The sequence below is a fragment of the Achromobacter sp. HZ34 genome, assembly GCF_002209485.1.
In the GTDB taxonomy this organism is placed as follows: domain Bacteria; phylum Pseudomonadota; class Gammaproteobacteria; order Burkholderiales; family Burkholderiaceae_B; genus Bordetella_C.
In genome coordinates this window covers 383,227-404,445 of record NZ_NJIX01000005.1, presented here as the reverse complement: position 1 = coordinate 404,445, position 21,219 = coordinate 383,227, and the positions used below count along the sequence as shown (strand labels likewise).

Annotated in this window: 18 protein-coding genes and 1 pseudogene; 15 read left to right on the top strand and 4 right to left on the bottom strand. The window is 65.6% G+C overall.

The features are described 5' to 3' along the window. Nucleotides 1–39: 39 nt before the first annotated feature. Complete coding sequence (locus CEY05_RS21530; protein WP_088597301.1) at nucleotides 40–789, bottom strand: IclR family transcriptional regulator; 750 nt, start codon at nucleotides 787–789, stop codon at nucleotides 40–42. 131 nt (nucleotides 790–920) lie between these two features. On the opposite strand from CEY05_RS21530, the gene CEY05_RS21525 reads away from it, so the two are divergent. The 8 genes and pseudogenes from CEY05_RS21525 to CEY05_RS32005 all read left to right on the top strand — a co-directional run. Continuing rightward, nucleotides 921–1,895, top strand: coding sequence for a tripartite tricarboxylate transporter substrate binding protein (locus tag CEY05_RS21525; RefSeq protein WP_143220552.1), 975 nt, complete (start codon nucleotides 921–923; stop codon nucleotides 1,893–1,895). A 64-nt stretch (nucleotides 1,896–1,959) separates the two neighbouring features. Then, nucleotides 1,960–4,257, top strand: coding sequence for a xanthine dehydrogenase family protein molybdopterin-binding subunit (locus CEY05_RS21520; RefSeq protein ID WP_088597303.1), 2,298 nt, complete (start codon nucleotides 1,960–1,962; stop codon nucleotides 4,255–4,257). A gap of 10 nt (nucleotides 4,258–4,267) precedes the next feature. Continuing rightward, nucleotides 4,268–5,125 (top strand): CoxG family protein, encoded by an 858-nt coding sequence (locus tag CEY05_RS21515; RefSeq protein ID WP_088597304.1) that lies wholly within the window; start codon nucleotides 4,268–4,270, stop codon nucleotides 5,123–5,125. Further along, complete coding sequence (locus CEY05_RS21510) at nucleotides 5,125–6,000, top strand: xanthine dehydrogenase family protein subunit M (RefSeq protein WP_088597305.1); 876 nt, start codon at nucleotides 5,125–5,127, stop codon at nucleotides 5,998–6,000. The genes CEY05_RS21515 and CEY05_RS21510 overlap by 1 nt, the downstream gene beginning before the upstream one ends. Further along, nucleotides 5,997–6,497, top strand: a complete 501-nt coding sequence (locus tag CEY05_RS21505) for a (2Fe-2S)-binding protein (protein ID WP_233161637.1) — start codon at nucleotides 5,997–5,999, stop codon at nucleotides 6,495–6,497. The genes CEY05_RS21510 and CEY05_RS21505 overlap by 4 nt, the downstream gene beginning before the upstream one ends. Before the next feature lie 8 nt (nucleotides 6,498–6,505). After that, complete coding sequence (locus CEY05_RS21500) at nucleotides 6,506–7,726, top strand: NAD(P)/FAD-dependent oxidoreductase (protein WP_088597306.1); 1,221 nt, start codon at nucleotides 6,506–6,508, stop codon at nucleotides 7,724–7,726. Nucleotides 7,727–7,730: 4 nt separating this feature from the next. Continuing rightward, a complete protein-coding gene (locus tag CEY05_RS21495) occupies nucleotides 7,731–8,432 on the top strand; it encodes an isochorismatase family protein (RefSeq protein WP_088597307.1) in 702 nt (233 codons plus the stop codon). Nucleotides 8,433–8,456: 24 nt separating this feature from the next. After that, a pseudogene (locus CEY05_RS32005) lies at nucleotides 8,457–8,531 on the top strand (hypothetical protein); the annotation flags it as partial. Here the strand turns inward: CEY05_RS32005 and CEY05_RS21485 are convergent. After that, the gene (locus CEY05_RS21485) at nucleotides 8,525–10,861 is read right to left on the bottom strand and encodes an acyl-CoA dehydrogenase (protein WP_088597308.1); all 2,337 of its coding nucleotides are present in this window, start codon (nucleotides 10,859–10,861) and stop codon (nucleotides 8,525–8,527) included. The pseudogene CEY05_RS32005 and the gene CEY05_RS21485 sit on opposite strands and share 7 nt — an antisense overlap. A gap of 205 nt (nucleotides 10,862–11,066) precedes the next feature. Between CEY05_RS21485 and CEY05_RS21480 the strand changes: the two genes are divergently transcribed. The 5 genes from CEY05_RS21480 (at nucleotide 11,067) to CEY05_RS21460 (ending at nucleotide 16,080) form a co-directional block, all read left to right on the top strand. Continuing rightward, the gene (locus CEY05_RS21480) at nucleotides 11,067–12,035 is read left to right on the top strand and encodes a tripartite tricarboxylate transporter substrate binding protein (RefSeq protein WP_088597309.1); all 969 of its coding nucleotides are present in this window, start codon (nucleotides 11,067–11,069) and stop codon (nucleotides 12,033–12,035) included. Nucleotides 12,036–12,044: 9 nt separating this feature from the next. Next, nucleotides 12,045–12,992, top strand: a complete 948-nt coding sequence (locus tag CEY05_RS21475; RefSeq protein ID WP_088597310.1) for a LysR family transcriptional regulator — start codon at nucleotides 12,045–12,047, stop codon at nucleotides 12,990–12,992. Between the two features lie 74 nt (nucleotides 12,993–13,066). Continuing rightward, on the top strand, nucleotides 13,067–14,020 hold the full coding sequence (locus CEY05_RS21470; protein WP_088597311.1) for a tripartite tricarboxylate transporter substrate binding protein: 954 nt from the start codon (nucleotides 13,067–13,069) through the stop codon (nucleotides 14,018–14,020). Nucleotides 14,021–14,037: 17 nt separating this feature from the next. Then, a complete protein-coding gene (locus CEY05_RS21465) occupies nucleotides 14,038–15,270 on the top strand; it encodes a CaiB/BaiF CoA-transferase family protein (RefSeq protein WP_088597312.1) in 1,233 nt (410 codons plus the stop codon). A 27-nt stretch (nucleotides 15,271–15,297) separates the two neighbouring features. After that, nucleotides 15,298–16,080, top strand: a complete 783-nt coding sequence (locus CEY05_RS21460) for an enoyl-CoA hydratase/isomerase family protein (RefSeq protein ID WP_088597313.1) — start codon at nucleotides 15,298–15,300, stop codon at nucleotides 16,078–16,080. Nucleotides 16,081–16,127: 47 nt separating this feature from the next. Here the strand turns inward: CEY05_RS21460 and CEY05_RS21455 are convergent, their stop codons facing one another. Then, nucleotides 16,128–17,042: a LysR family transcriptional regulator gene (locus tag CEY05_RS21455; protein ID WP_088597314.1), complete on the bottom strand. Its 915-nt coding sequence runs from the start codon at nucleotides 17,040–17,042 to the stop codon at nucleotides 16,128–16,130. A 219-nt stretch (nucleotides 17,043–17,261) separates the two neighbouring features. On the opposite strand from CEY05_RS21455, the gene CEY05_RS21450 reads away from it, so the two are divergent. Both CEY05_RS21450 and CEY05_RS21445 read left to right on the top strand, forming a co-directional pair. After that, the gene (locus tag CEY05_RS21450) at nucleotides 17,262–18,896 is read left to right on the top strand and encodes an MFS transporter (RefSeq protein ID WP_088597315.1); all 1,635 of its coding nucleotides are present in this window, start codon (nucleotides 17,262–17,264) and stop codon (nucleotides 18,894–18,896) included. A gap of 105 nt (nucleotides 18,897–19,001) precedes the next feature. After that, nucleotides 19,002–19,883, top strand: coding sequence for a DMT family transporter (locus tag CEY05_RS21445; RefSeq protein WP_088597316.1), 882 nt, complete (start codon nucleotides 19,002–19,004; stop codon nucleotides 19,881–19,883). Here CEY05_RS21445 and CEY05_RS21440 read toward each other — a convergent pair. After that, nucleotides 19,852–20,970, bottom strand: a complete 1,119-nt coding sequence (locus tag CEY05_RS21440) for an acyltransferase family protein (protein WP_369825980.1) — start codon at nucleotides 20,968–20,970, stop codon at nucleotides 19,852–19,854. The genes CEY05_RS21445 and CEY05_RS21440 overlap by 32 nt on opposite strands. Between the last annotated feature and the right edge of the window lie 249 nt (nucleotides 20,971–21,219).

Below are 21,219 nucleotides of genomic sequence, written 5' to 3'. Positions count from 1 at the left end.
ACCTGCTTGCGTACTGGTCGTGGCACCTGTGCCGCGACCTTACGCAGCCGACACCCTCTTTTCCTGCCAGTTGTCGAAGGCGGCGGTGTCGCCGCCCAGTCGCCGTGTCAGGTCGGCGGCCGCCGCCAGCAGGCGGGTCGACATCGACGGCAGCAGTTCCGCGGAGAATCGCGCCGCCGGTCCGGACAGGGCCAGTGCTCCCCGCAAGTTCTTATGCGGGCCGAATACCGGCGCCGCGATGGCGGCGATATCCGGTTCGCGTTCCCCGACAGTAATGATGTAGGGCTGCTCCGGCGCTCTCGACGCGGGTGTGATCGACGGATCGAAGGCGGTCAGCACCCGGCCCGCGGCACCCTTGTCCAGCGGCACCAGGTCTCCCGTCCGGATATGGTCGCGGATCGACCGGGGCGAATCGACCCGGAACAGGCAGACCCGGTGGTTGCCTTCCCGGGTGAAGAACGACGCTCCCTCTTCGGTCTCCTGTACCAGCCGGCGCAGCATCGGCGGCACGTGGTCGTCCAGGCGCAAGGCGGACTGATATAGCCCGCCCCAGTGCAACAGCATCGAACCCAACTGATAGTTGCCGTCGTCCAGGCGCACGATGCAGTGCTCCTGCACCAAGGTCGACAGGAGCCGCAGGATGGTGCTCTTGTACATCTTCGTGCGACGCGCGATCTCATTCAGCGATAGCGAACCGTCGCCTGCCTGGAAAGCATTGAGTATGGCAATCGCCCGTTCCACCGCGGCAACGCCGCCTGCCTTCGCGTCGCTTTCTGGTTCATCCGCCATTAATTGACTCTATTTAGTGCATGTCCTAGTTGACATTGTAGCGTACCGTTTGGCAGAATGAAGTTCTTCTAGACAGAACGAGCGAGTAGTCTCGTAACGAAGGCATCTAACTTCTCAAGGGGTTGATCACCATGCTTAACGTCAGTTGGAAAAAGCTTTTCGCCAGCCTGGTCTGTGGCCTGGGTTTGCTGGGCACCAGCCAAGCGCAGACCTATCCGGACAAGCCCATCAACCTGGTGGCGCCGTATCCACCCGGCGGCGCGACCGACCTGTATGCGCGTTCCGTTGCGGCCGGCCTGGGCGAACTGGGCCAGTCCGTGATCGTGGACAACCGTGCCGGCGCGTCCGGCATCATCGGCGCGGACTATGTGTCGCGCGCGGCACCCGACGGCTACACCATGCTGATCGGTGCGTCGTCGATGTTCTCGGTGCTGCCGCTGCTGAGCAAGCGCATGGACAGCGTCTACCAGAAGATAGAACCCATCTCCATCCTCGGCTTCAATCCCTCGTATGTGGTGGTGCCCGCAACGCTGCCGGTCAGTACCATCCAGGAACTCGTCGCCTTTCTCAAGCAGCACCCCGGCAAGTACGGCTACGGTTCCGCTGGCGCCGGCACGTCGCAACACGTGTTCATGGAACTGTTCAAGCAGCGCGCCGGTGTCGATCTGTTTCCCGTGCAATACAAGGGCAGTTCACCGATGGTGGTGGACTTGATCGCGGAGCGGGTCGTCATGGCCATTGAGCAGGGGCCCGCGGTGCTGTCCTACATCAAGGCCGGTAAGTTGAAGGCGCTGGCGGTCACCACCGCCAAGCGTTCGGAAGCCTTGCCCAACGTGCCGACCCTGGCCGAGACCGTCCTGCCCAATTTCGAGGCCGTCACCTGGTTCGCCCTGTACGCGCCCAAGGGTGTGCCGAAGAGCGTCATCGACAAGGTCGTGCCGCAAGTCGCCAAGACCATGTCCTCCAAGGAGGTCAAGGAGCGCCTGGGCGCTGTGGGCGTCGAGGCGGCGTCGAGCACGCCGCAGGAGGTCGTGCAGCGGCAGGCCGCCGAGACCGCCATGTGGAAAGACGTGATCGCGCGGTCGAAGATCTCGCTCGAAGAATAAGCCTTGCATTCCCCGGGTCCTGGATAGCAGGACCTGGCCCCCGATCTAAGCACCGGGCTCCCCCATGCATTCGAAGCCTCAGTTCTCTCTCAGTAAGGAGCCGCGTGCCGACTACCTGGAAAAGGTCACCGGCACCGCGGTCTATGCCAGCGACGTCACCGTTCCCGGCATGCTGCACGGGAAGATCCTGCGCAGCACCGTGCCGCACGCCCGCATCGCCGAGCTGGACGTGAGCGCCGCGCTGGCGCTGCCCGGTGTTGTCGCCGTCCTGACGGGCGACGACCTGAAGGATTTGCCCGGCACGGAGACCCGGTGGGGACTGTCGCTGCGCGACCGACCGGTCATCGCAGTGGGAAAGGTGCGTTACGTCGGCGATCCCGTGGCCGCCGTGGCCGCGATCGATGAAGCGACGGCGGAAGCGGCCGTCGACACTATCGTCGTCACCTACGAGGCGTTGCCCCACGCGACGACCGCGCAGGAAGCGCTGGCGCCGGACGCTGCCTTGGTCCACGAAGATATGGAAGTCCTGCGCGACTATTACTTCAAAGGGCATTGCACGCCGGTCGCGGGCACCAACCAGTTCCAGCAGTGGGCCTATGAGAGTGGCGACGTGGATGCCGTCTTCCAGGGCGGCGCACGCGTGTTCGAGGACACCTTCACCTTCCCCATGGTGTTCCATTACGCCATGGAGCCGCACGTCTGCATCGCGCACTGGCAGCGGCATTCCCTGGAACTGTGGAGCGGCGGCCAGACGCCCACCGCCATCCAGCGGGTCTGTTCGGAAATCCTGGGAATCCCGCTGGCATGCGTGCGCGTGCATTCGCCTTACGTGGGTGGCGGCTTTGGCGGCAAGGCGTCGGTGAAGATCGATCCGCTGGTGGCCGCCTTGTCCTGGAAGGCGCGGGCGCCGGTACGGGTCTGCCTGACCATATCCGAGTCCATGCTCACCTGCCGCCGCCTGGATGCGGAAGTGACGCTGAAGACGGCGGTGGACGCGGAAGGCAGGATAGTCGCCAAGACGGTCCGCGCGGTGGTGAATGGCGGCGCCTACGCCGACACCGGACCGGCCATCGCCGTCAAGGCCGCGATCCGCGCCATCGGGCCGTATCACATTCCCAATCTCCGGCTCGAAGCCATCGGTGTCTATACGAACACGGTGCCGGGCGCCGCCTTCCGTTCCATAGGCGGTCCGCAGGCGGTATGGGCCACCGAATCGCAGATGGACATCATGGCCCACGCCCTGGCCCGTGATCCCGTCGAATTCCGCATGCTGAACATGGCGCACAAGGGCCAGACGCTGAAGCATGACTTGCGGCCGCTGGATATCGACATGCGGCGCTCGCTGCGCGCGGCATTGGACACGCTGAAAAATCTGCCCGAGCCCAGACACAAGGGCAAGCGCGGGCTTGGCGTGGCCGTCGGTGCGACGGATCCGGGCATCATGCCCATCGGCGGCGCCATCGTGCGCCTGCGCGCGGATGGGTCGGTCAGTGTCTCCGCGAATACTGTCGAGATCGGGCAGGGCAGCCGGGGTGTGCTGCGCATCGTCGCGGCCAGGTCGCTGAACCAGCCCTTGAAGATGATCGCGGTGGCGCAGCCCGATACCTTGCAGGCGCCGTATGACTGGGGCACGGGTGCCAGCCGCTCGACCGTGATCATCGGCCTGGCGGTGCAACTGGCCTGCGAGGACATCGTGCGGCAGGTAGGCGATATGGCCGCTGAAGTGCTGGGCGGCGCTGCGGCGGATTACAAGCTGGTCGAAGGGGCCGTCGAAGGGCCGGCGGGTTCGCTGGCACTGATAGAACTTCTGCGTCGGTTCAACGGCATGGCCGCGGGCGAGTTCCTGGGGGTGGGGCGTGTCAATCCCAACACCAGGGATGGCATGTTCAAGCTGCAACCCTTGTTCTGGGAAACGGGGGCTGGGGCGTTCGAAATCGCGCTCGACGAGGGCACGGGCGCCATCCGCATCCTGCGCGCCGGCGGTGCGGCCGACCTGGGCCACGTGATGAATCCCAAGGCCGCGGAAGGCCAGGACGAAGGCGCCATGGTCATGGGACTGGGGCATACCTTGTCCGAAGAGTACATCTACGCTGACGGCCAGGTCGTCAACGGCACGCTGTTTGACTACAAGGTGCCCACGATGGAGGAGGTGCCGGAGTACGTCGGCACCGCCTTGATCGAAAGCGGCGACGGCCCCGGTCCCTTTGGCGCCCGAGGTGGTGGCGAAGGCGCGATCCTGCCGGTGGCTCCCGCGGTTGCCAACGCCCTGTTCCAGGGCTGGGGAATCAGGATCAAGGAGCTTCCGCTGACGCCGGAACGCGTGTGGCGGGCACTGCAACAGAAAACTCCAACCGACAAATAAGAACGACGCCATGGACTTCAGAATCGATGCACTGCTGCCGGCGACCGCCACGCAGCTATGGGAAATCTTCTTCGATGTAAAGCGGGTCGCTACGCTCATTCCAGGTTGCGACAATGTCGAGGAGGTGGAAAAGCTCAAGGAGTTCTCCGCTGTCATGCGGCAGAAGATCGGGCCTTTCAAGCTGGACGTGCCCACCCGTATCGACATCGAGTCCTACGAGATCGAGCGGCAGGTGTCGCTGAAGGCGGCCGGTCGCGACAAGGCCACCGGCACCACGATAGACGTGGGAATGGTGGTCAACCTGGAAGAACAGCGTGATGGCGATGACGTGCTGTGCAAGCTCGACGTCAGCGCCAGCATGCAGGTGGCCGGGCGGCTCGCTTCCCTCGGTTATCCGATCGTGCGCAAGCGGTCGGAACAGCTGTTCGCCGAGTTCGAAGAGCGGCTGCGTGCGGAGCTGGCCCAGCTGGACGGGGGCGGGGCCGCCGCGTCGCAAGCCGAGCCGGCGCTGGCAGCCTTGGAGGAGGGGGCGACCGCGGTTGACGCCAGAGAAACAGGCGCAACCGCGGTTGCGGCAGCAGAACGGGCCGCAGCAGGCACTGCGCCGGCCACCACGCCGGTGCGAGCCGATGCGCCGCGCCCCCGTGCAACCACCCAGGCCGCGCACGCGCCCGTCTCGGCGCCGGCCATTTCTTCGCGCTGCGAAGGACCGACGGAACTGGTCTTCCAGTGGCCGAGACTGGGCATCAACGTGGTCGCGGCCCTGGCCGTGGCCCATGGCGCGGTGGCCTTGGGGCAATCACCCTGGTGGTGGCTGGCCGCTCCCTTGCTGGGCGTTGCGGCGAGCCTGGGTAAGCGAGCTGGCTGATGCGCGCCAAGAAATTCTCCCTGCACCGGCCGCGCGATCTCGCCGAAGCCATTGCGCTCAAGGTGGAGCACGGCGACGCCGCGACATTCCACGCGGGTGGAACCGAATTGCTGGTCGCCCTGAAGGCCCATGTCTTGCGTTATGAACATGTGATCGACATCAAGCAGATCCCTGGCCTCAAAGGCGTAAAGGTAAGAGAGGACGGCACGATATCGATAGGCGCGCTGACGACGCACGACAGCATCGCCAACGACCCTGTCATCCGCGCAAGCTTGCCAGGCTATGCGGAACTGAGCGAGCATGTCGCCAATATCCGGGTGCGGATCGCGGGCACGCTGGGTGGCGTGCTGTGTTTTGCCGAGCCCCATGCCGATGCGCCCACCATGCTCTGTGCGCTGGATGCCTGGGTCGTGCTGGCCGGCCCGGCCGGGACGCGCGACCTGCCATCCCGCGACTTCCACCTGGGGGAGTTCTCCACGGCGCGCGGGGACGATGAGCTGCTGGCGTCGATCGAGATCGCGCCGCAGTCCGCGGGCACGCGTTCAGCCTACCGCGCTTTCGGACATACCGAACGGCCCGCGGTCGGGGTGGCCGCGGTCTGGTCGACGGACAACCCGCAGCGCTTGAGCCTGTGGGCCGGCGCGATAACCGATCGTCCCACGCGCCTGGGGCGCGCCGAGGAAGCGGCGGCGACGTTTTTCGACCAGCCGCCGGCCGATCTGTCCGCCGAAGAAGTGTGGCGCCGTCTGCGGCCCGCCGTCGTGGCGGACGCGCTGGACATCAATGCTCACGACGATCTCCACGGAGGCGCCGACTACAAGCGCCATCTGGTTTCCGTTCTTGCTGAACGGGCTCTCAAAGCGTGCCTGCCATGAGTCAGACCGAACACGAATTTCCCATGATGCGCGTGGATTTCAAGCTCAACGGCGCAGCGACATCCCTGGACATCGAGCCTTGTGACATGTTGATCGACGTGTTGCGCGAGCGGCTCCAGCTCAAGGGCACCAAGCGGTCCTGCGATGTGCAGGTCTGCGGCGCCTGCACGGTGCTGGTGGACGGCAATCCGACGTCCAGCTGCACGACACTGTGCGCCGACGCGCAGGACCGTGAGGTAACCACCATCGAGGGCCTGGCGCAAGGCAAGCGGCTGGACCCCATCCAGCGCGCGTTCATCGCGCATGGTGCCCTGCAATGCGGCTTTTGTACGCCCGGCATGATCCTGGCGGTCAAGGCGATGCTGGCGCGTCACCAACAGCCGTCCGAGGAAACGGTCCGGCACTACCTGCGCGGCAATATCTGCAGGTGCACGGGCTACGTAAAGATTCTTGAGGCCATCATGGACCTCATTCATAACCCATCCGATTACCAATAGGAGACGCCATGTCTGACTCCAACAATACCCATCCTCCAACACACGTGATCATCGCGGGTGCGGGGATGGGCGGCCTGACCCTGGCACTCGCTTTGCTGAAGAAGGGCTTCGATGTGGATATCTACGAACAATCCCCGGAGCTGCGTGAAGTCGGCGCCGGCCTGTGGATATCGGCCAATGGCGCGAAAGTCATGGCGGCGCTGGGCTTGAAGGAAACGCTGGAGAAGATCAATCTGCCGCCGCAGGACAGGTTGATCCGTTTCTGGAAAACCGGCGAAGGGAAGTCTGTCTACAACCGCGACGCCAAGGCGTCGAAAGTGGATCACACGCTGATCCAGGTGTTGCGCTCGGAATTGCAACGCGTGCTGTATGAAGCCGTGGTGGCGATCAAGCCCGATGCGGTTCATTTCGGTGTCCGTTCGGTAGGCGCGGATACGGTCGACGGGCGCGCGCGCCTGTTGCTCGACGACGGCGGTCACATCGATGGCGACGTTGTGGTGGGCTGCGATGGCGCGCACTCACGCATACGGCAGTCCATGTTCGGCCCCGCGCCGGCACGTTACACGGGCGCGCTGGCATGGCGCGGCCTTGCGCCCATGAGCAAACTGAAACCGCAGCATGCCGAGGCCCTGGCCTCGACGTGGGTGGGGCCGACGGCGCACGTCACCACCTATCCCGTGCAGAAGAACGGCGAGATGTTCGTCAGTTTTTCCGCGCAGGTGGACAGCGATACGTGGCACACCGAATCCTGGTCCGAGAAAGGCGATCTGGCCGATGCGCTGAAAGATTTCGAAGGCTGGCACCAGGACATCATCGACCTGTTCGTCGGGTCGGAGAATCTTTTCCGCTGGGGGCTGTTCGTGCGCGATCCGCTGGACGCGTGGTCCAAGGGCCAGGTGACGCTGGTCGGCGACGCCTGCCATTCCATGACGCCGTACCTGGGCATGGGCGTCAATATGACGATGGAGGATGCATTCGTGCTGGCGCGCTGCCTGCAGCAGGGCGCCGACGATATCCCGCAAGCGCTCCAGCACTACGAGCGGGCCCGCATCGACCGCGCCAACCGCACGAAGGCGGAGTCCCTGCATATGTTCGGCATATTCCACAGCCCGGACCTGGCCGAAACCGAGACGGCGTGGCCCTACATCGACAAGAACTGGTCCGCGCAGGCGGTACGCGAGCGCTATGACTGGTTGCTCCAATATGACGCAACCGCGGTGGAGATCTGACATCATGACTGAGGTTGTGGAAAAGCAGGTGCGCCCCTGGGATGGCATCATTCCCGATCGGGAACTGGACATCTACCGACGCGCGGGCTGGGGCGCGCCGACTGGAATCGGCCAACGCCCGGCCCTGCTGGTGATCGACGTGCAGTACCGGTCGATGGGCTATGAGCCCATGCCCATCGAGCAAGCCATCGCCGCGATGCCGACGAGCTGCGGCGAATATGGCTGGCGGGCGGTGCCGCACATCGCCAGGCTGTTGGCGACCTTTCGTGCGATGGGCGCTCCCGTGCTGTATCCGCACGTCGCACCCAAGCGGTCGCATGACCGCGGGCAGTTCGAAGCCAAGGTGCCTGGCGTGATGGACGTGTCGGCGCCGGACTACGAGTTCGTCAAGGAAGTGCGGCCGCAACAGGGCGACATCCAGATTCCCAAGCACCAGGCCAGCGCATTCCATGGCACCGCGTTGGCCAGCTACCTGGTCGGCTTGGGTGTCGATACGGTGGTCGTCACGGGCTGCACCACCAGCGGCTGCGTAAGAGCCACCGTGGTCGACGCCTGCGCGTTGAACTACAAGGTGGTCGTGCCGCAGGACGCCGTCTATGACCGTTCACAGGTGTCGCATGCGGTCAATCTGTTCGACATGGCGAGCAAGTATGCGGACGTCATGCCCGCCGATGACCTGATGACGCTTTTGCAGGCCATCCGTTGACGGGCTGCTTGGCCCGGCAGGCCCGCACTGCTCGTCACCGCGGTCCGTGCCTGGGCATCCTCGCCCAGGCCGGCCGGCGCCAGCATGGCAGCTCAGTGATTGGGTAAGCCCAGCACCGCCTTGGCGACGATGTTGCGCTGGATCTCGCTCGATCCGCCGTAGATGGTCGTCACCAGCGACTGCAGGAAGGGCGCGCATGGCGTCAACGCGGTGCCGTTGGGCATGGGCATGCCTTCCCATGACGCGCCGGCGTCGTCGGCCCAATAGACGATCTGGCGGGCGATGCGGACATAGGTTTCGGTGGCCAGTATCTTCAGCGCCGACACCGACGGCGGCAACAGTTCACCACGCCGCACGATGTCGGCAAAGCGGCCGTACAGCGCCTCCAGTTCGCGCACATCGCCCAGCAGGCGCGCGTAGACCTGGCAGAACTCCGGCAGGTCGTACAGCGACTGGCTTTCCGCCAATTGCTCCAGATGGTGCAAGGCCTGGCGCGATTGCTGCGGGCTGCCAGCGAAGATGCGCTCGTAGCCGAGCAGGTCCTTGGCGATGCCCCAGCCCTGGTTCAACGCGCCCACCAGGTTGCCTTGCGGCACCCGCACGTTTTCGAAGAAGACTTCGCAAAACTCCTGCTCGCCGATGATGTTGGTGATGGGGCGTATGGTCACGCCTGGCGTGGCCAGGTCGATCAACAGGAAGCTGATGCCGGCCTGCGGCTTCACCGTCTTGTCGGTGCGCACCAGCGCGAAGATGTGGGTGGCATCGTGCGCCAGGGTGGTCCAGATCTTCTGGCCGTTGACGATGAAGTCATCGCCGTCAGGCACGGCCTCGGTGCGCAGGGAGGCCAGGTCGGAACCGGCGTTGGGTTCGGAATAGCCCTGGCACCAGATGTCCTCGCCCGCGAGGATGCGCGGCAGATAATGGGCTTGCTGGGCCGGCGTGCCGTGCTTGATCAATACGGGGCCCAGGTTGATGATGCCCTGGTCCGGCAAGCGCGCGGCGCCCCAGCCCTCCATTTCCTCGAAATACACCAGCAGCTTGGCGGGGGACAAGGCCATGCCGCCATGCTGGCGCGGCCACGCGGGCGCCAGCCAGCCTTGGCGCGACAGCGTCATGTACCAGTCGCGCGCTTCACGCAGGCGCAATCGGCGCGGCACATGGCGCTGCGCCTGCGGGTAGTGCTCGCGCAGGAAGTCGCGGATCATCACACGAAAGCCGTCGTCGCTCATGGCTTCATAATCCGTGCCGCTGGCGGCTGGCGCCAGGGCCTGCGCGGAATCGCCTTGCGGCTGGCGCAGGGCCAGGTAGCGGCCGTGCAACGTGCGCGGGCTGCCCAACCAGCTGGAAACCTGCAGCGCGCGCTTCAGGTACAGGCCGACGTCGTATTCATCCGTGTAGCCGATGGCACCGTGCAGTTGCACCGCTTCGCGGCACAGCGCCACGACACGTTCGGCGATGCGGGCCTTGGCCAAGGTCGCGGTCCGGGCCAGCGCCGCGGGTTGCGCGGTCGGTTGCGCGGCGCTGTCGCGCCACGCCTCGGCCAGCAGGGCGCCGCAGACGGTCACGCTGATGTAGGCATCCACCATGCGATGCTGCAAGGCCTGGTTGGTGCCGATGGGCTTGCCGAACTGCACCCGCGTCTTCAGGTAGTCCAGCGTCAGGGTGTAGACCCGGCGAGCCATGCCATACAGTTCGCTGCATTGCAGCAGGCGTACCGATTCCAGGGCCTGCTGGCACACGTGATCCACCTGCGGGCCCTGCGCCAGCAGGCACGAAGCCGGCAGGTAGGCATCGATATGCAGAGAACACAGCGAGCTGCCGTCGGCGCGCAACTCCGTCTCGACGGTGACGCCGGCATCGTCCGGCCGCACCAGCACCAGGGTAGGCAATTCACCCAGGCGTGCATGCACCAGCCAGCCATCGGCACCGGCCGGCGCCACCCAGCGCTTGGTGCCGACCACATGCAGGCGGCCATTGTCGCGATTGACCGAGGTCGACACGGAGGTCGGCACCAGTTCGCCCGCGTTCTCCTGCCAGGCCAGGCCCAGCACGGCATCACCAGCCAGCACCCCATGCAGCAGATCGGCCACCGGCGGATGGTCGGCAAAGGCGGGCAGGATCAGCGCTGTCATGGCGCCGGCGCCCAGATAGGGTTCGGGCAGGGGGGATTCACCGACGGCGGTGGCGATCGCGCCCAGCGCTTCCAGGTCCAGGCCCAGCCCGCCGCGGTCTTCGGGAACCACGGCGGCGATCCAGCCGGCATCGGCCAGTTGGCGCCAGAGCGGCCGCTCCCAGCCCGGTGCCGTGCCGCGCAACGCGCGCAGGCGCGTCAGGGGCGAGGCCTGGGCCAGCAGATCCGCCGCCGCGTCCATGAACTCGGCGTGCTGGTTCAGGGGGCCGAACAGGGTGTGGGAGTCGAGCGCCGTCATTGTGGTCCTTTCTGGAATCGGTTGGCCTTGGCCATGTGGCGGAATTCTAGGCAGGGGTGGGGCGTCGTTTCATAACGGACCGCTGATGGCAGCTATTACAAATCCACTGTGATGCCGCACGGCCAACGTCCTTAGAATGGCCCTGGATCAAAACAAGACAGCAGGGCGCCCCGCAGCGGGGAACATGCCAGGCACGGAGACAAAGATGACCGTTGTGAAGACATGGCTGGCCGCCGCTGCTTGCGGCTTACTCGTCGGCTTTCCCCTGGCGGCGCGGGCGGCGCCGCCCGCGGCCACGCAGGTTGAACGCATCGTCATTCCCTATGCGGTGGGCGGCATCACAGATCTGTATGGCCGCCTGCTGGCCGAGCAGCTTCAGGCGGGGCAGAAGCTCACCATCCTGGCCGATAACCGGCCGGGGGGCGGCGGCGCCATCGGCACTGCCTTTGTCGCCAAGAGCAAACCGGATGGCCGCACGCTGCTCCTGGGCAGCGTGGGCACCGCCACCAATCCCGCGATGATCAAGGCGCTGCCTTACGATCCGCATGACATCGTGCCGATCGCCCAGGTCGCCATCAGTCCACTCATCCTGTACGTGCGCGCCGACCTTGCGCAGGACGTCCACCAACTGGTGGACTACGCCAAGCAGACGCCCGGGCGCCTGACCTTCGCCAATTCGGGCGTGGGGTCCAGTCCCAACCTGGCTGCCGCCCTGTTCGCGCGCCAGATCGGCGCGCAGGTGACACACGTCAGCTATCGCGGCACGTCGGCGGCCATCAACGATTTCCTGGGTGGCCAGGTGGATGCCTACTTCGACACCTTGCAGGCCATGTCGCATGTGAAGACCGGCCGCATCCGGGCCCTGGCGGTGGCGGCACCCGAGCGCCTGGCCGACGCGCCCGACCTGCCGACCCTGGACGAGTTGGGCGTGCACGATGTCTATGCGTCCAGCTGGTGGGGCATCTTCGTACCGGCCGGGACGCCCGCGCCGGTGATCGGCGAATTGCAGACGCGGCTACGCCAGGCGGTGGAGAGCCCGGTGGTGAAGCAGCGGGCGCGTGAGATGGGCGCGGTGGCGATCTACCGCGACCAGCCGGCTTTCCAGGCCTTCTTCGATAGCGAGATCAAGCGCTGGAACGCCATCATCGCCGCCGAACACCTGTCCATCGAATAAGCGACACCCATGGCCAAGCATAGTGAAGCGCAGGGCTGGGACCTGCGCGCGCTGCGGATTTTTTCCCTGGTCGCGCGCAGCGGCAGCATCACCAAGGTGGCGATCGACCTGGGCGTGAGCCAGCCGGCCGTCAGCCGCTACCTGTCCATGCTGGAAAAGCAGTGTGGCGGCTATCTGTTTACCCGCAACGGCCGTGGCGTAGGCTTGACCGAGCTGGGGCAACTCGTCCTGCCGGTGGCAGAGCAGGTACTGACCGGCGCCGACGCCCTGAACGACGTAGTGGCGGCGGCCCATGGGCGCGTCACCGGCACCGTGCGCATCGGCACCTTGCCGTCGCTGAGCGAGGCACTGATCGTACCTTTGCTGCTGCGCGTGCAGAAAGAATATCCCGGCATCCATATGCAGATCATCGAATGCGGCGCGGGGCAGATCGAAACCTGGCTGCAGCGGCGCGAGCTCGATATCGGCCTGCCTTACCGCAGCCACGACGCGCTGGCGTCCGGTGAAGAAGTGCTGCTGCGGCTGCCTTCCTATCTGATCGGGCCGCCGGGAGACCAGGTGACGGCGGGGCCGCAAGTGCCGTTCGCCAAGCTGGACGGGCTGCCGCTGGTGCTGTCGCGCAAGCCCTCGTCCGTACGCATGATGCTGGACGAGATGGGACGGCGCCATGACATAGACATCCGCGTGTCGATCGAGGCGGACTCAGGCCTCATCCAGAAGCAGATGGTGGTCAAGCGCGCCGGCTATACGGTGCTGCCCTGGCATACGGTCAGCGCCGAGGTCGAGCGCGGCCATCTGCAGGCGGCGGAAATCGTCCAGCCCAAGGTGCTGCGCATGGTGACGCTGATGTTGACGGACCGCCCGACCCAGGCCGTGAAGGTGGTGACCGACTTGCTGCGCGAGGTGGTCAGCGCCTCGCTGGCCAGCCTGGATGCGCTGCCGCCGGATCTTGCGTGATGCGCGATCCATGGCATGACGCTGAATACAACGACACGTCCGCATACGCGGGCGAACAACAAGGAGACTGACCCATGCTGCGATTTCTGACGCGCGTCTGCGCGCTGGCCCTGGTGGCCGGCACGGCGCACGCCGCTTACCCGGACCATCCCATACGCATGATCGTGCCCTTCGCGCCGGGCGGCGGCGCCGATGTCACGGCCCGCGTGGTGGCCGATACCCTGGGCAAGAAGCTGGGCCAGCCGGTCATCGTGGAGAACAAGGCCGGTGCCGGCGGCATGATAGGCGCCGCCGCCGTGGCCCGCGCCGAGGCGGACGGCTACACCTTGCTGTACACCACGCCGGGGCAGCAGATGACCTTGCCCTATCTGATGAAGACCATGCCATATGACCCCGCAGATCTGCGGCCGGTGTCGCAGGTTTCATTGGCGCCCAGTGTACTGGTGGTCAACAAGAAGCTGGGCGTGAACAGCCTGCAGCAGCTGATCGAGTTGGCCAGGAAAAGCCCGGGTGAGCTGAATTTCGTCAGCGCGGGTATCGGTGCATCGAGCCATCTGAACGGCGAGCTCTTGCAGATCCTGGCTGGCATACGCTTGCAGCACATTCCCTACAAGGGCACCGGCGATGCGGTGAAGGACCTGGTCGGCGGCAACGGCGACATCGCGATCGACACGGTTGGCATCTACACATCCTTCATCAAGGACGGCCGCCTGATTCCGCTGGGCGTGACGACTGCCGAGGAACTGCCGCTGCTGCCGGGCGTGCCGCCGATGTCGAAAACGCTGCCGGGCTATGACGCTTCGCCCATCAACTACATCACGGTGCCCAAGGCCACGCCGGAGGCCATCGTGCAGAAGCTGTCCGCGGCCCTGCAGGCCACCATCGCCGAGCCGGACGTGAAGCAGCGCATGCTGGACCAGGGCATCCTGGCCATCGCCAATACGCCTGAACAGATGGCGGAGCTGCTGCGCAAGGAGCAGACGCGCTGGCGTGAAGTGATAGAGAAAGCGCACATCCCGAAGCAATGATTGGAGTTCCCCGCGACATGTCACAGCAGCCGTCCCATCCTTTGTCCCATATCCGCGTGCTCGATCTCAGCCGCGTGCTGGCCGGCCCCTGGGCCAGCCAGACCCTGGCCGATCTGGGCGCCACGGTCACCAAGATCGAACAGCCCGGTGTCGGCGACGACACGCGGGTATGGGGGCCGCCTTTCCTGCAAAAGCCGGATGGTGGCAAGTCCAATGAGTCCGGTTACTACCTGATCTGCAACCGTGGCAAGCGGTCGGTGACGGTCAACCTGAAGTCGCCTCGCGGGCAGGCGCTGATTCGCCGCATGGCGCGCGACGCTGACGTCGTCCTGGAGAATTTCAAGGTTGGCGTGCTGGACGGCCTGGGCCTGGGCTACGAGCAATTGCGCAAGGAGAATCCACGCCTGGTGTATTGCTCCATCACCGGCTTCGGGCAAACCGGGCCGCGGGCGAAGCAGCCGGCCTACGACTTCATGATCCAGGCGATGAGCGGCCTGATGAGCATCACGGGCGAATCGGATGACCGTCCCGGTGGTGGACCGATGAAGATAGGCGTGCCCATGGTCGACCTGATTACCGGCCTGTATGCCGCCACGGGCATATTGGCGGCGCTGGCGCGACGGGAAGTGAGCGGCGAGGGCGAGCATATCGACATGTCCATGCTGGACGTGGGGGTGACGCTGCTGGCCAACCAGGCGATGAACTATATGCTGACCGACAAGGTGCCGCCGCGGCGGGGCAATCGCCATCCCAATATCCAGCCGCAGCGGGTGTATCAATGCCGCGACGGCTACATCATCATGGCCATCGGCTCGGACGCGCAGTACGCCAAGCTGTGCAAGGTGCTGGGCCATCCGGAAATGGCGCAGGACGAGCGCTTCCGTACCAACGCCGGCCGGGTGGTCAATCTGGAGCTGCTGGATCCCTGGCTGGATGAACAATTGATCCAGCATGACAAGGGCACCTTGCTGGCGGCGCTGGAAAGCGAAGGCGTGCCGTCCGCGCCGATCAACACGATAGGCGATGTGTTCGAGGACCCGCAGGTCGTGCATCGGGAAATGCGCTTCTCGGTACCGCATCCCGATGGCATGGCGATGCCGCAAGTGCGCAGCCCCTTCCGTTTTCGCAATACCGCACTGCGCCTGGGCGACGGTCCGCCGACGCTGGGGCAGCATACCGACGAAGTGCTGAGCGAACTGGGTTTGAGCGGCGCGGAGATCGAAGGGCTGCGCGCGGAACAGGCCATCTGATTGAATCGACCCAGGAGACTAGTGAAAATGCCCGAATACCGTTTCGATACCCTGCGCGTGGCGTTGCAGGATCACGTTGCCACCGTGTGGCTGGATCATCCGCCGGTGAACGCCGTCAACACGCAGCTGCTGCAGGATCTGACCTTGGCGCTGGATCAGTTCGGCGACGATCCGGAGGTGCGCTGCGTCGTGCTCACCGGCCAGGGCAAGGTGTTCTGCGCTGGCGCGGACTTGAAGAACCGCGGCCAGATGCTGGACCAGCCTGGCGGCCTGCCGCAGCATTCGCGCCGGACGCGTGAACTGTTCCACGCCATTCGCGAGTGTCCCAAGCCGGTCATCGCCGCGCTCAATGGTCCGGCGCTGGGCGCGGGCCTGGGCATCGCGGCGTCCTGCGACATCCTGGTGGCGGCGGAAAGCGCCAGCCTGGCGCTGCCCGAAGTGGACGTAGGCCTGCTGGGCGGGGTGAAACATGCGCAGCGCCTGTTCGGCCATTCGCGTCTGCGTCGCATGATGTTGACGGGCATGCGCGTAACAGGCGCGGAGCTGTATCGCCTGGGCATCGTCGAAGCCTGCGTGCCCAACGATCGCCTGATGGAGGAGGCGGGCGCCATCGCGCGCCAGATCGCTTCCAAGAGCCCCGTATCCGTGCAACTGATGATCCAGACGGCCAACGCCATCGAGGACATGAGCCTGCGCGATGGCTACCGCTACGAACAGGACATGACCGCGCAGGTCGCAAAAACCGACGACGCGAAGGAGGCGCGCCAGGCTTTCCTGGAGAAGCGCGCGCCGGTGTTCAAGGGGCGGTAGGGGATGCGGGGGCCGAGCAGCGGGCCGTCCTGCCCGGCGAGGCGAGCTCAGGATTGGCGCGCGAGCATCAGCCCAGGAATACGCTCCACCAGCACGTCGATGGCGGCGCGGGTCTTGCAGCGCAGGTGGCGCGCCTGGGGCCACACGGCATAGACCTCTTGCGGCTCGATGCTGGTGTCCTCCAGCACCTGCACCAACTCCCCCCGCTGCACGTAACGCATCAGCAGCCAATGCGGCAACCATGCCAAACCCAGGCCTGCGGCGGCCGCATTCGCAATGGCTTGCACGTCGTCCATGCTGATCTGCGCCGGCACGTCCACGCGCCGCGTGCGGCCGGCACCATCGCGCAGCGTCCAGGCCGCGGTGGCCCCGCCATGCGAATACGCGATGCGCACATGGCCATCCAGATCGCCGACGTCGCGCGGCGTGCCGTGGCGCGCCAGATATGCCGGTGACGCGCCTATGCCCGTGTGCTGCGTGCCCAGGCGACGCGCCGCCAGGGTGCTGCTGTCTTCCAGCACGCCGATGCGTATCGCCAGGTCGAAACCTTCCTCGATGAGATCCACGTAGCGATCGGAGAACGACAGGTCGACGTGCAGCTTGGGATGCTGCTGCGTCAGTGCCAGCAGCGCGGGCGCCACGCAGAGTTGTCCAAAAGCCTCCGGCACGCTTACGCGCAGCCGTCCGCTGGGCGCCATGCGGCCGCTGTCCAGGTCGGCTTCGCCGGCATCCAGTTCGGCCAGCGCGCGCACGCAGCGCTCGTAGTAGGCCTGGCCCTCCGTGGTCAGCGCCTGGTTGCGCGTGTTGCGCTGGATCAGCCGCACGCCCAGGCGCGCTTCCAGCCGGGCGATGGCCTTGCCGACCGCCGATCGGGTCAGCTCCAGCCGTTCGGCGGCGGCGGCGAATCCGCCGGTTTCCACGACCTGCACGAAGGTGGTGACGCCATCCAGTTTGTCGATCATGAGAGTCTCGTCCAGGCGTGCGCCTGTGGGGCTCGCCCCCGAAGCCTTCCGTGAGGCGTTCTACCCCAGGCTAAGACCTGGAATTGGATCATTTGAGGATCATATTATAGGAATAGAACTAACCAATATGGGAATTTTATTCCCATAAACTCCGTTCGTCGTGTCCGCGGGCAATCGAGACCTGCCGCCGGACGCCCACCCTTACGGAGTAACCGCACCATGCAGGCGCGCGAAAACCTGGCCGCCAAGTTGGCCCCTGCCACTGGCCCCACCTCGGCCCCCCAGGACGCTTATCCACCCACCGGTCCCGCTGCGACGGCACCCGCCGTTTTCTCATCGCGTGACCGCCTTGCCGTACTGGCCGTGTGCCTGGCCGCCCTGATGTTCGGCCTGGAGATTTCCAGCGTGCCCGTCATCCTGCCTATCCTGGAACATACGCTGCAAGGCAGTTTCACCGGGATGCAGTGGATCATGAACGGCTACACCATCGCCTGCACGGCGGTGCTGATGGCCACCGGCGCACTAGCCGACCGCTATGGCCGCAAGCGCGTGTTCCTCTATTCGATCGTGCTGTTCGGCGTGTCGTCGCTGCTATGCGGGCTGGCCTGGACCACGCCCTTGCTGATCGCCGCCCGCGTGCTGCAAGGCGCCAGCGGCGGCGCGATGCTGATCTGCCTGGTGGCCGTGCTATCGCGCCAGTTCAGCCATCCCGGCATGCGGGCGAAGGCGTTCAGCGCATGGGGCATCATCTTCGGCATCGGGCTTGGCTTCGGCCCCCTGGTGGGGGGCGTCATCGTCACCCTGTCCAATTGGCGCTGGGTGTTCTGGGTCCATGCCGTGATCGCCGTGGCGACATGGCTGCTGGCTGCCGCCAGCGTGCAGGAATCGCGCGATCCGCATGCCGGCAAGCTGGACGTGGCGGGTACCGTGACGCTATCGCTGGCAGTGCTCGGGCTGGCGTATTTCGTCACGCAAGGTGCGGACGGGGGATTCGGCAGCGCGTCCGCCCTCGCCGCCTTGGCGGTAAGCGGGATCTCCTTCGGCGCATTCATCCTCGCCGAAGCCCGTGCCGCCCATCCCATGTTCGACTTCTCGGTGTTCCGCGTGCGCAATTTTTCCGGAGCGCTGCTGGGTTCGGCAGGGATGAACTTCAGCTTCTGGCCCATGGTCATCTACCTGCCCATCTACTTCCAGAGCGCGCTGGGCCAGGACGCGGCCCACGCGGGCGCGGCGCTGCTGGCCTACACCTTGCCCACCCTGGTCTTTCCGCCGCTGGGTGAACGCCTTGCGCTGCGTTACCGGCCAGGCGTCGCCATCCCGACCGGCATGTTCGTGATCGGCCTGGGCTTCATCCTGATGCGCATCGGCAGCGAAATGCAATGGTTGACCGTCCTGCCCGGTTGCCTGGTCGCCGGCGCCGGCCTGGGATTGACCAATACCCCAGTCACCAATACCAGCACCGGATCCGTATCGAGCGCGCGCGCCGGCATGGCATCGGGCATAGACATGAGCGCCCGCATGATCTCCCTGGCGATGAACATCGCGATGATGGGATTCCTGCTGGTCGCCGGTGTCGCGCACTATCTGCGCAGCGCCTTGCCGGCGCTGGCAGCCGGTGACGCCAGTCGCGCACTGGCCAACCGCATCGCCTCGGGCAATCTGCAAGAAGCGGCGGCGACACTGTCCGCGGCCGTGCCCGGGGCCATGCCATCGGCCATGTTCGACTCCCTGGCACGGGCCGCACTGGCACATGGCTTCGGCTGGATCATGCTGTACGGCGGCATCGCCGCCTGGGTGCTGGCGCTGGCCAGCTACCTGACGATGCGCAACACCCCCGCCGTGGCATCGCATTGAGCGATACGCCCCGGGGGCAAAAGAAGGCGGCAGCAATCCGCATGGAAATCCGGCAAAATCACGCCTTCCACCCATGCTCCGCCTCACCGATCTTCTGCCTCACCCATGCGCCGCGCCTCGTTGTTACCGCTGTTGTCCGTCCTCGGTTCAGTGACATTTCTTGCGTTGGGGACATCGTGGGCCAAGCACACGCTTTTCCCGCTGGTGGGGGCACAGGGCACGACTGCCGTGCGGGTGGGGTTCTCCGCGCTGCTTTTGCTGATCTTGTGGCGGCCCTGGCGCTGGCCGCTCAAGGGCCGCGACGCGCGCATGGTCGCCTATTACGGCGCGGCGCTGGGCGCCATGAATCTCTGCTTCTACATGGCGCTGCGCACCATCCCCTTCGGCGTCGCCGTGGCCATCGAGTTCTCCGGCCCGCTGCTGGTGGCCCTGCTCGGATCGCGCCGTCCCATGGACTTCATCTGGGTGGTGTTCGCCATCGTGGGACTGCTTCTGCTGCTGCCCCTGGTCAACAACGTCAGCACCCTGGATCCCACCGGCGTCATGTACGCCCTGGTGGCGGCAGCGCTCTGGGCCACGTACATCATCAGCGGCAAGCGTGTGGAACACATGCATGCCGGTCATTCCGTATCGCTGGGGCTGACCGTGGCGGCGGTGGTGGTCGTGCCGATAGGCGCGATACAAGCCGGCTCGGCCCTGTTGTCGCCCACGGTGATCCTGGTGGGCCTGGGCGTGGCGGCGCTGTCGAGCGCCATTCCGATGTCGCTGGAAATGGTGGCGCTCAAGCGCCTGCCCAAGCAGGCCTTCGGCATCATGCTCAGCATGGAGCCCGCGGCGGCGGCGCTGTTGGCCTTGCTGCTGCTCGACGAACACCTGAGCGCGACGCAATGGGTGGCCATCGCGCTGATCATGGCCGCTTCCATGGGCAGCGCCATCACGGCGCAGCGGCCGACCATCACGCCCGTGACGGCTTCCTTGCCTGGTTGACGGCCATGCCGGCCGCATCGCTACGCAAGGCCAGGGCGCCGCGCAGATACCGCTGCGCCGGCTTCTCGATCCAGCGATAGCAGGCCGCGGCCAGCAACAGGCTGACGCCAACCATCAGCATCATCATGCCGAACGAGGATCCCGTGGACAAGGCATGGCGGTCCTGGATATGCAGCGCCTTCGCCAGGATTTCGCTGGTCGTGTGCTCCACCAGGCCGTGGATCAGGTACAGGGCATAGGACACCTCGCCCAGCCAGATCAGCGGGCTGCAGTTCAACCATGCGCCGATGCGGCTGCGGTTCGACACCACCGCCATCAGCAGCGCCGCGAATAGCACGACCACCAACAGGTCCGGCCCCTTGAGGTGCAGGGTCAACAGCACCAGTGCCAGCAGCACCGCCGCGATGGCATCCCCGGACAGCAGGCCCGCGCGCGGCTGCGAGACATACACGCGATACAGCAGCGTACCCAGCAGGAATTCCGGCAGGCAGCGCAGCAGGGTGGTCGGCCCGTCCCATTGGTTGAAGTCATCGCCCGTCCACCATGCCAGCCCCGCCAGCACGGCGCACAGGAACAAGGCCAGCAGCCCCCGCGCGCGCGGTCCGGCGCGCCACACATGCACCAGCACGAAGGGAAACGCCAGGTAGGCCATGAACTCCAGGCTGATGGACCACGCCGCGTAGTTCCAGCTCAAGGTGCTGGCATGCAGCCCCTGCAGCATGAACAGATTGGCGAGCAGCGCCAGCATGGAACGCACGCCGGTGACGGGGATGCCTGCCAGGGGGCCGCCCGCCGCATACTCCGTGATGCTGACGATCAGCGCCAGGGCCACGAACAAGCCCAGCACCGCCAGGTGCAGTGGATACAGCCGCGCGATACGTGCCGACAGAAAAGACCAATAGCTGCGCGAGTCGACGCGCCGCTCGAACACTTCGCAGTAGACATGCGCCATCACGAAACCGCTGAGCAGGAAGAAAAGGTCCACCGCCAGATAGCCCTTGTTCAATAGCGCGGTATGTTTGTCCGGCTGCATGCTGGGGAAATAAAGCACGCCGTAGTGATACAGGACCACCCAGATAGCGGCGATGCCGCGCAGGGGCGTCAGCGACGGCAGATGAGAAGCGCGTTGGCCAGGCGCTGCCTGGGGGTGGTTGTGCGAGGGATTACGGTCGGAGATTGGGATGTCCTCCTCGATGGGGCTTGCTGAATGAGGCGTTCATGAGTTTGCCGGGCAGGCTATCACGCGACCCGGGCGCGCCGAATCTCGATAGCTCAGAGAATGTTTCCGCATCTTCCCGGCATGCTGGCGCTAATCTGTCCCCATTGGGTTTAGAAT

What these genes read in the sequence shown, in the direction of transcription:
- CEY05_RS21530 (WP_088597301.1), bottom strand. Translation starts at nt 789, where the DNA reads ATGGCGGATGAACCAGAAAGCGACGCGAAGGCAGGCGGCGTTGCCGCG.
- CEY05_RS21525 (WP_143220552.1), top strand. Translation starts at nt 921, where the DNA reads ATGCTTAACGTCAGTTGGAAAAAGCTTTTCGCCAGCCTGGTCTGTGGC.
- CEY05_RS21520 (WP_088597303.1), top strand. Translation starts at nt 1,960, where the DNA reads ATGCATTCGAAGCCTCAGTTCTCTCTCAGTAAGGAGCCGCGTGCCGAC.
- CEY05_RS21515 (WP_088597304.1), top strand. Translation starts at nt 4,268, where the DNA reads ATGGACTTCAGAATCGATGCACTGCTGCCGGCGACCGCCACGCAGCTA.
- CEY05_RS21510 (WP_088597305.1), top strand. Translation starts at nt 5,125, where the DNA reads ATGCGCGCCAAGAAATTCTCCCTGCACCGGCCGCGCGATCTCGCCGAA.
- CEY05_RS21505 (WP_233161637.1), top strand. Translation starts at nt 5,997, where the DNA reads ATGAGTCAGACCGAACACGAATTTCCCATGATGCGCGTGGATTTCAAG.
- CEY05_RS21500 (WP_088597306.1), top strand. Translation starts at nt 6,506, where the DNA reads ATGTCTGACTCCAACAATACCCATCCTCCAACACACGTGATCATCGCG.
- CEY05_RS21495 (WP_088597307.1), top strand. Translation starts at nt 7,731, where the DNA reads ATGACTGAGGTTGTGGAAAAGCAGGTGCGCCCCTGGGATGGCATCATT.
- CEY05_RS21485 (WP_088597308.1), bottom strand. Translation starts at nt 10,861, where the DNA reads ATGACGGCGCTCGACTCCCACACCCTGTTCGGCCCCCTGAACCAGCAC.
- CEY05_RS21480 (WP_088597309.1), top strand. Translation starts at nt 11,067, where the DNA reads ATGACCGTTGTGAAGACATGGCTGGCCGCCGCTGCTTGCGGCTTACTC.
- CEY05_RS21475 (WP_088597310.1), top strand. Translation starts at nt 12,045, where the DNA reads ATGGCCAAGCATAGTGAAGCGCAGGGCTGGGACCTGCGCGCGCTGCGG.
- CEY05_RS21470 (WP_088597311.1), top strand. Translation starts at nt 13,067, where the DNA reads ATGCTGCGATTTCTGACGCGCGTCTGCGCGCTGGCCCTGGTGGCCGGC.
- CEY05_RS21465 (WP_088597312.1), top strand. Translation starts at nt 14,038, where the DNA reads ATGTCACAGCAGCCGTCCCATCCTTTGTCCCATATCCGCGTGCTCGAT.
- CEY05_RS21460 (WP_088597313.1), top strand. Translation starts at nt 15,298, where the DNA reads ATGCCCGAATACCGTTTCGATACCCTGCGCGTGGCGTTGCAGGATCAC.
- CEY05_RS21455 (WP_088597314.1), bottom strand. Translation starts at nt 17,042, where the DNA reads ATGATCGACAAACTGGATGGCGTCACCACCTTCGTGCAGGTCGTGGAA.
- CEY05_RS21450 (WP_088597315.1), top strand. Translation starts at nt 17,262, where the DNA reads ATGCAGGCGCGCGAAAACCTGGCCGCCAAGTTGGCCCCTGCCACTGGC.
- CEY05_RS21445 (WP_088597316.1), top strand. Translation starts at nt 19,002, where the DNA reads ATGCGCCGCGCCTCGTTGTTACCGCTGTTGTCCGTCCTCGGTTCAGTG.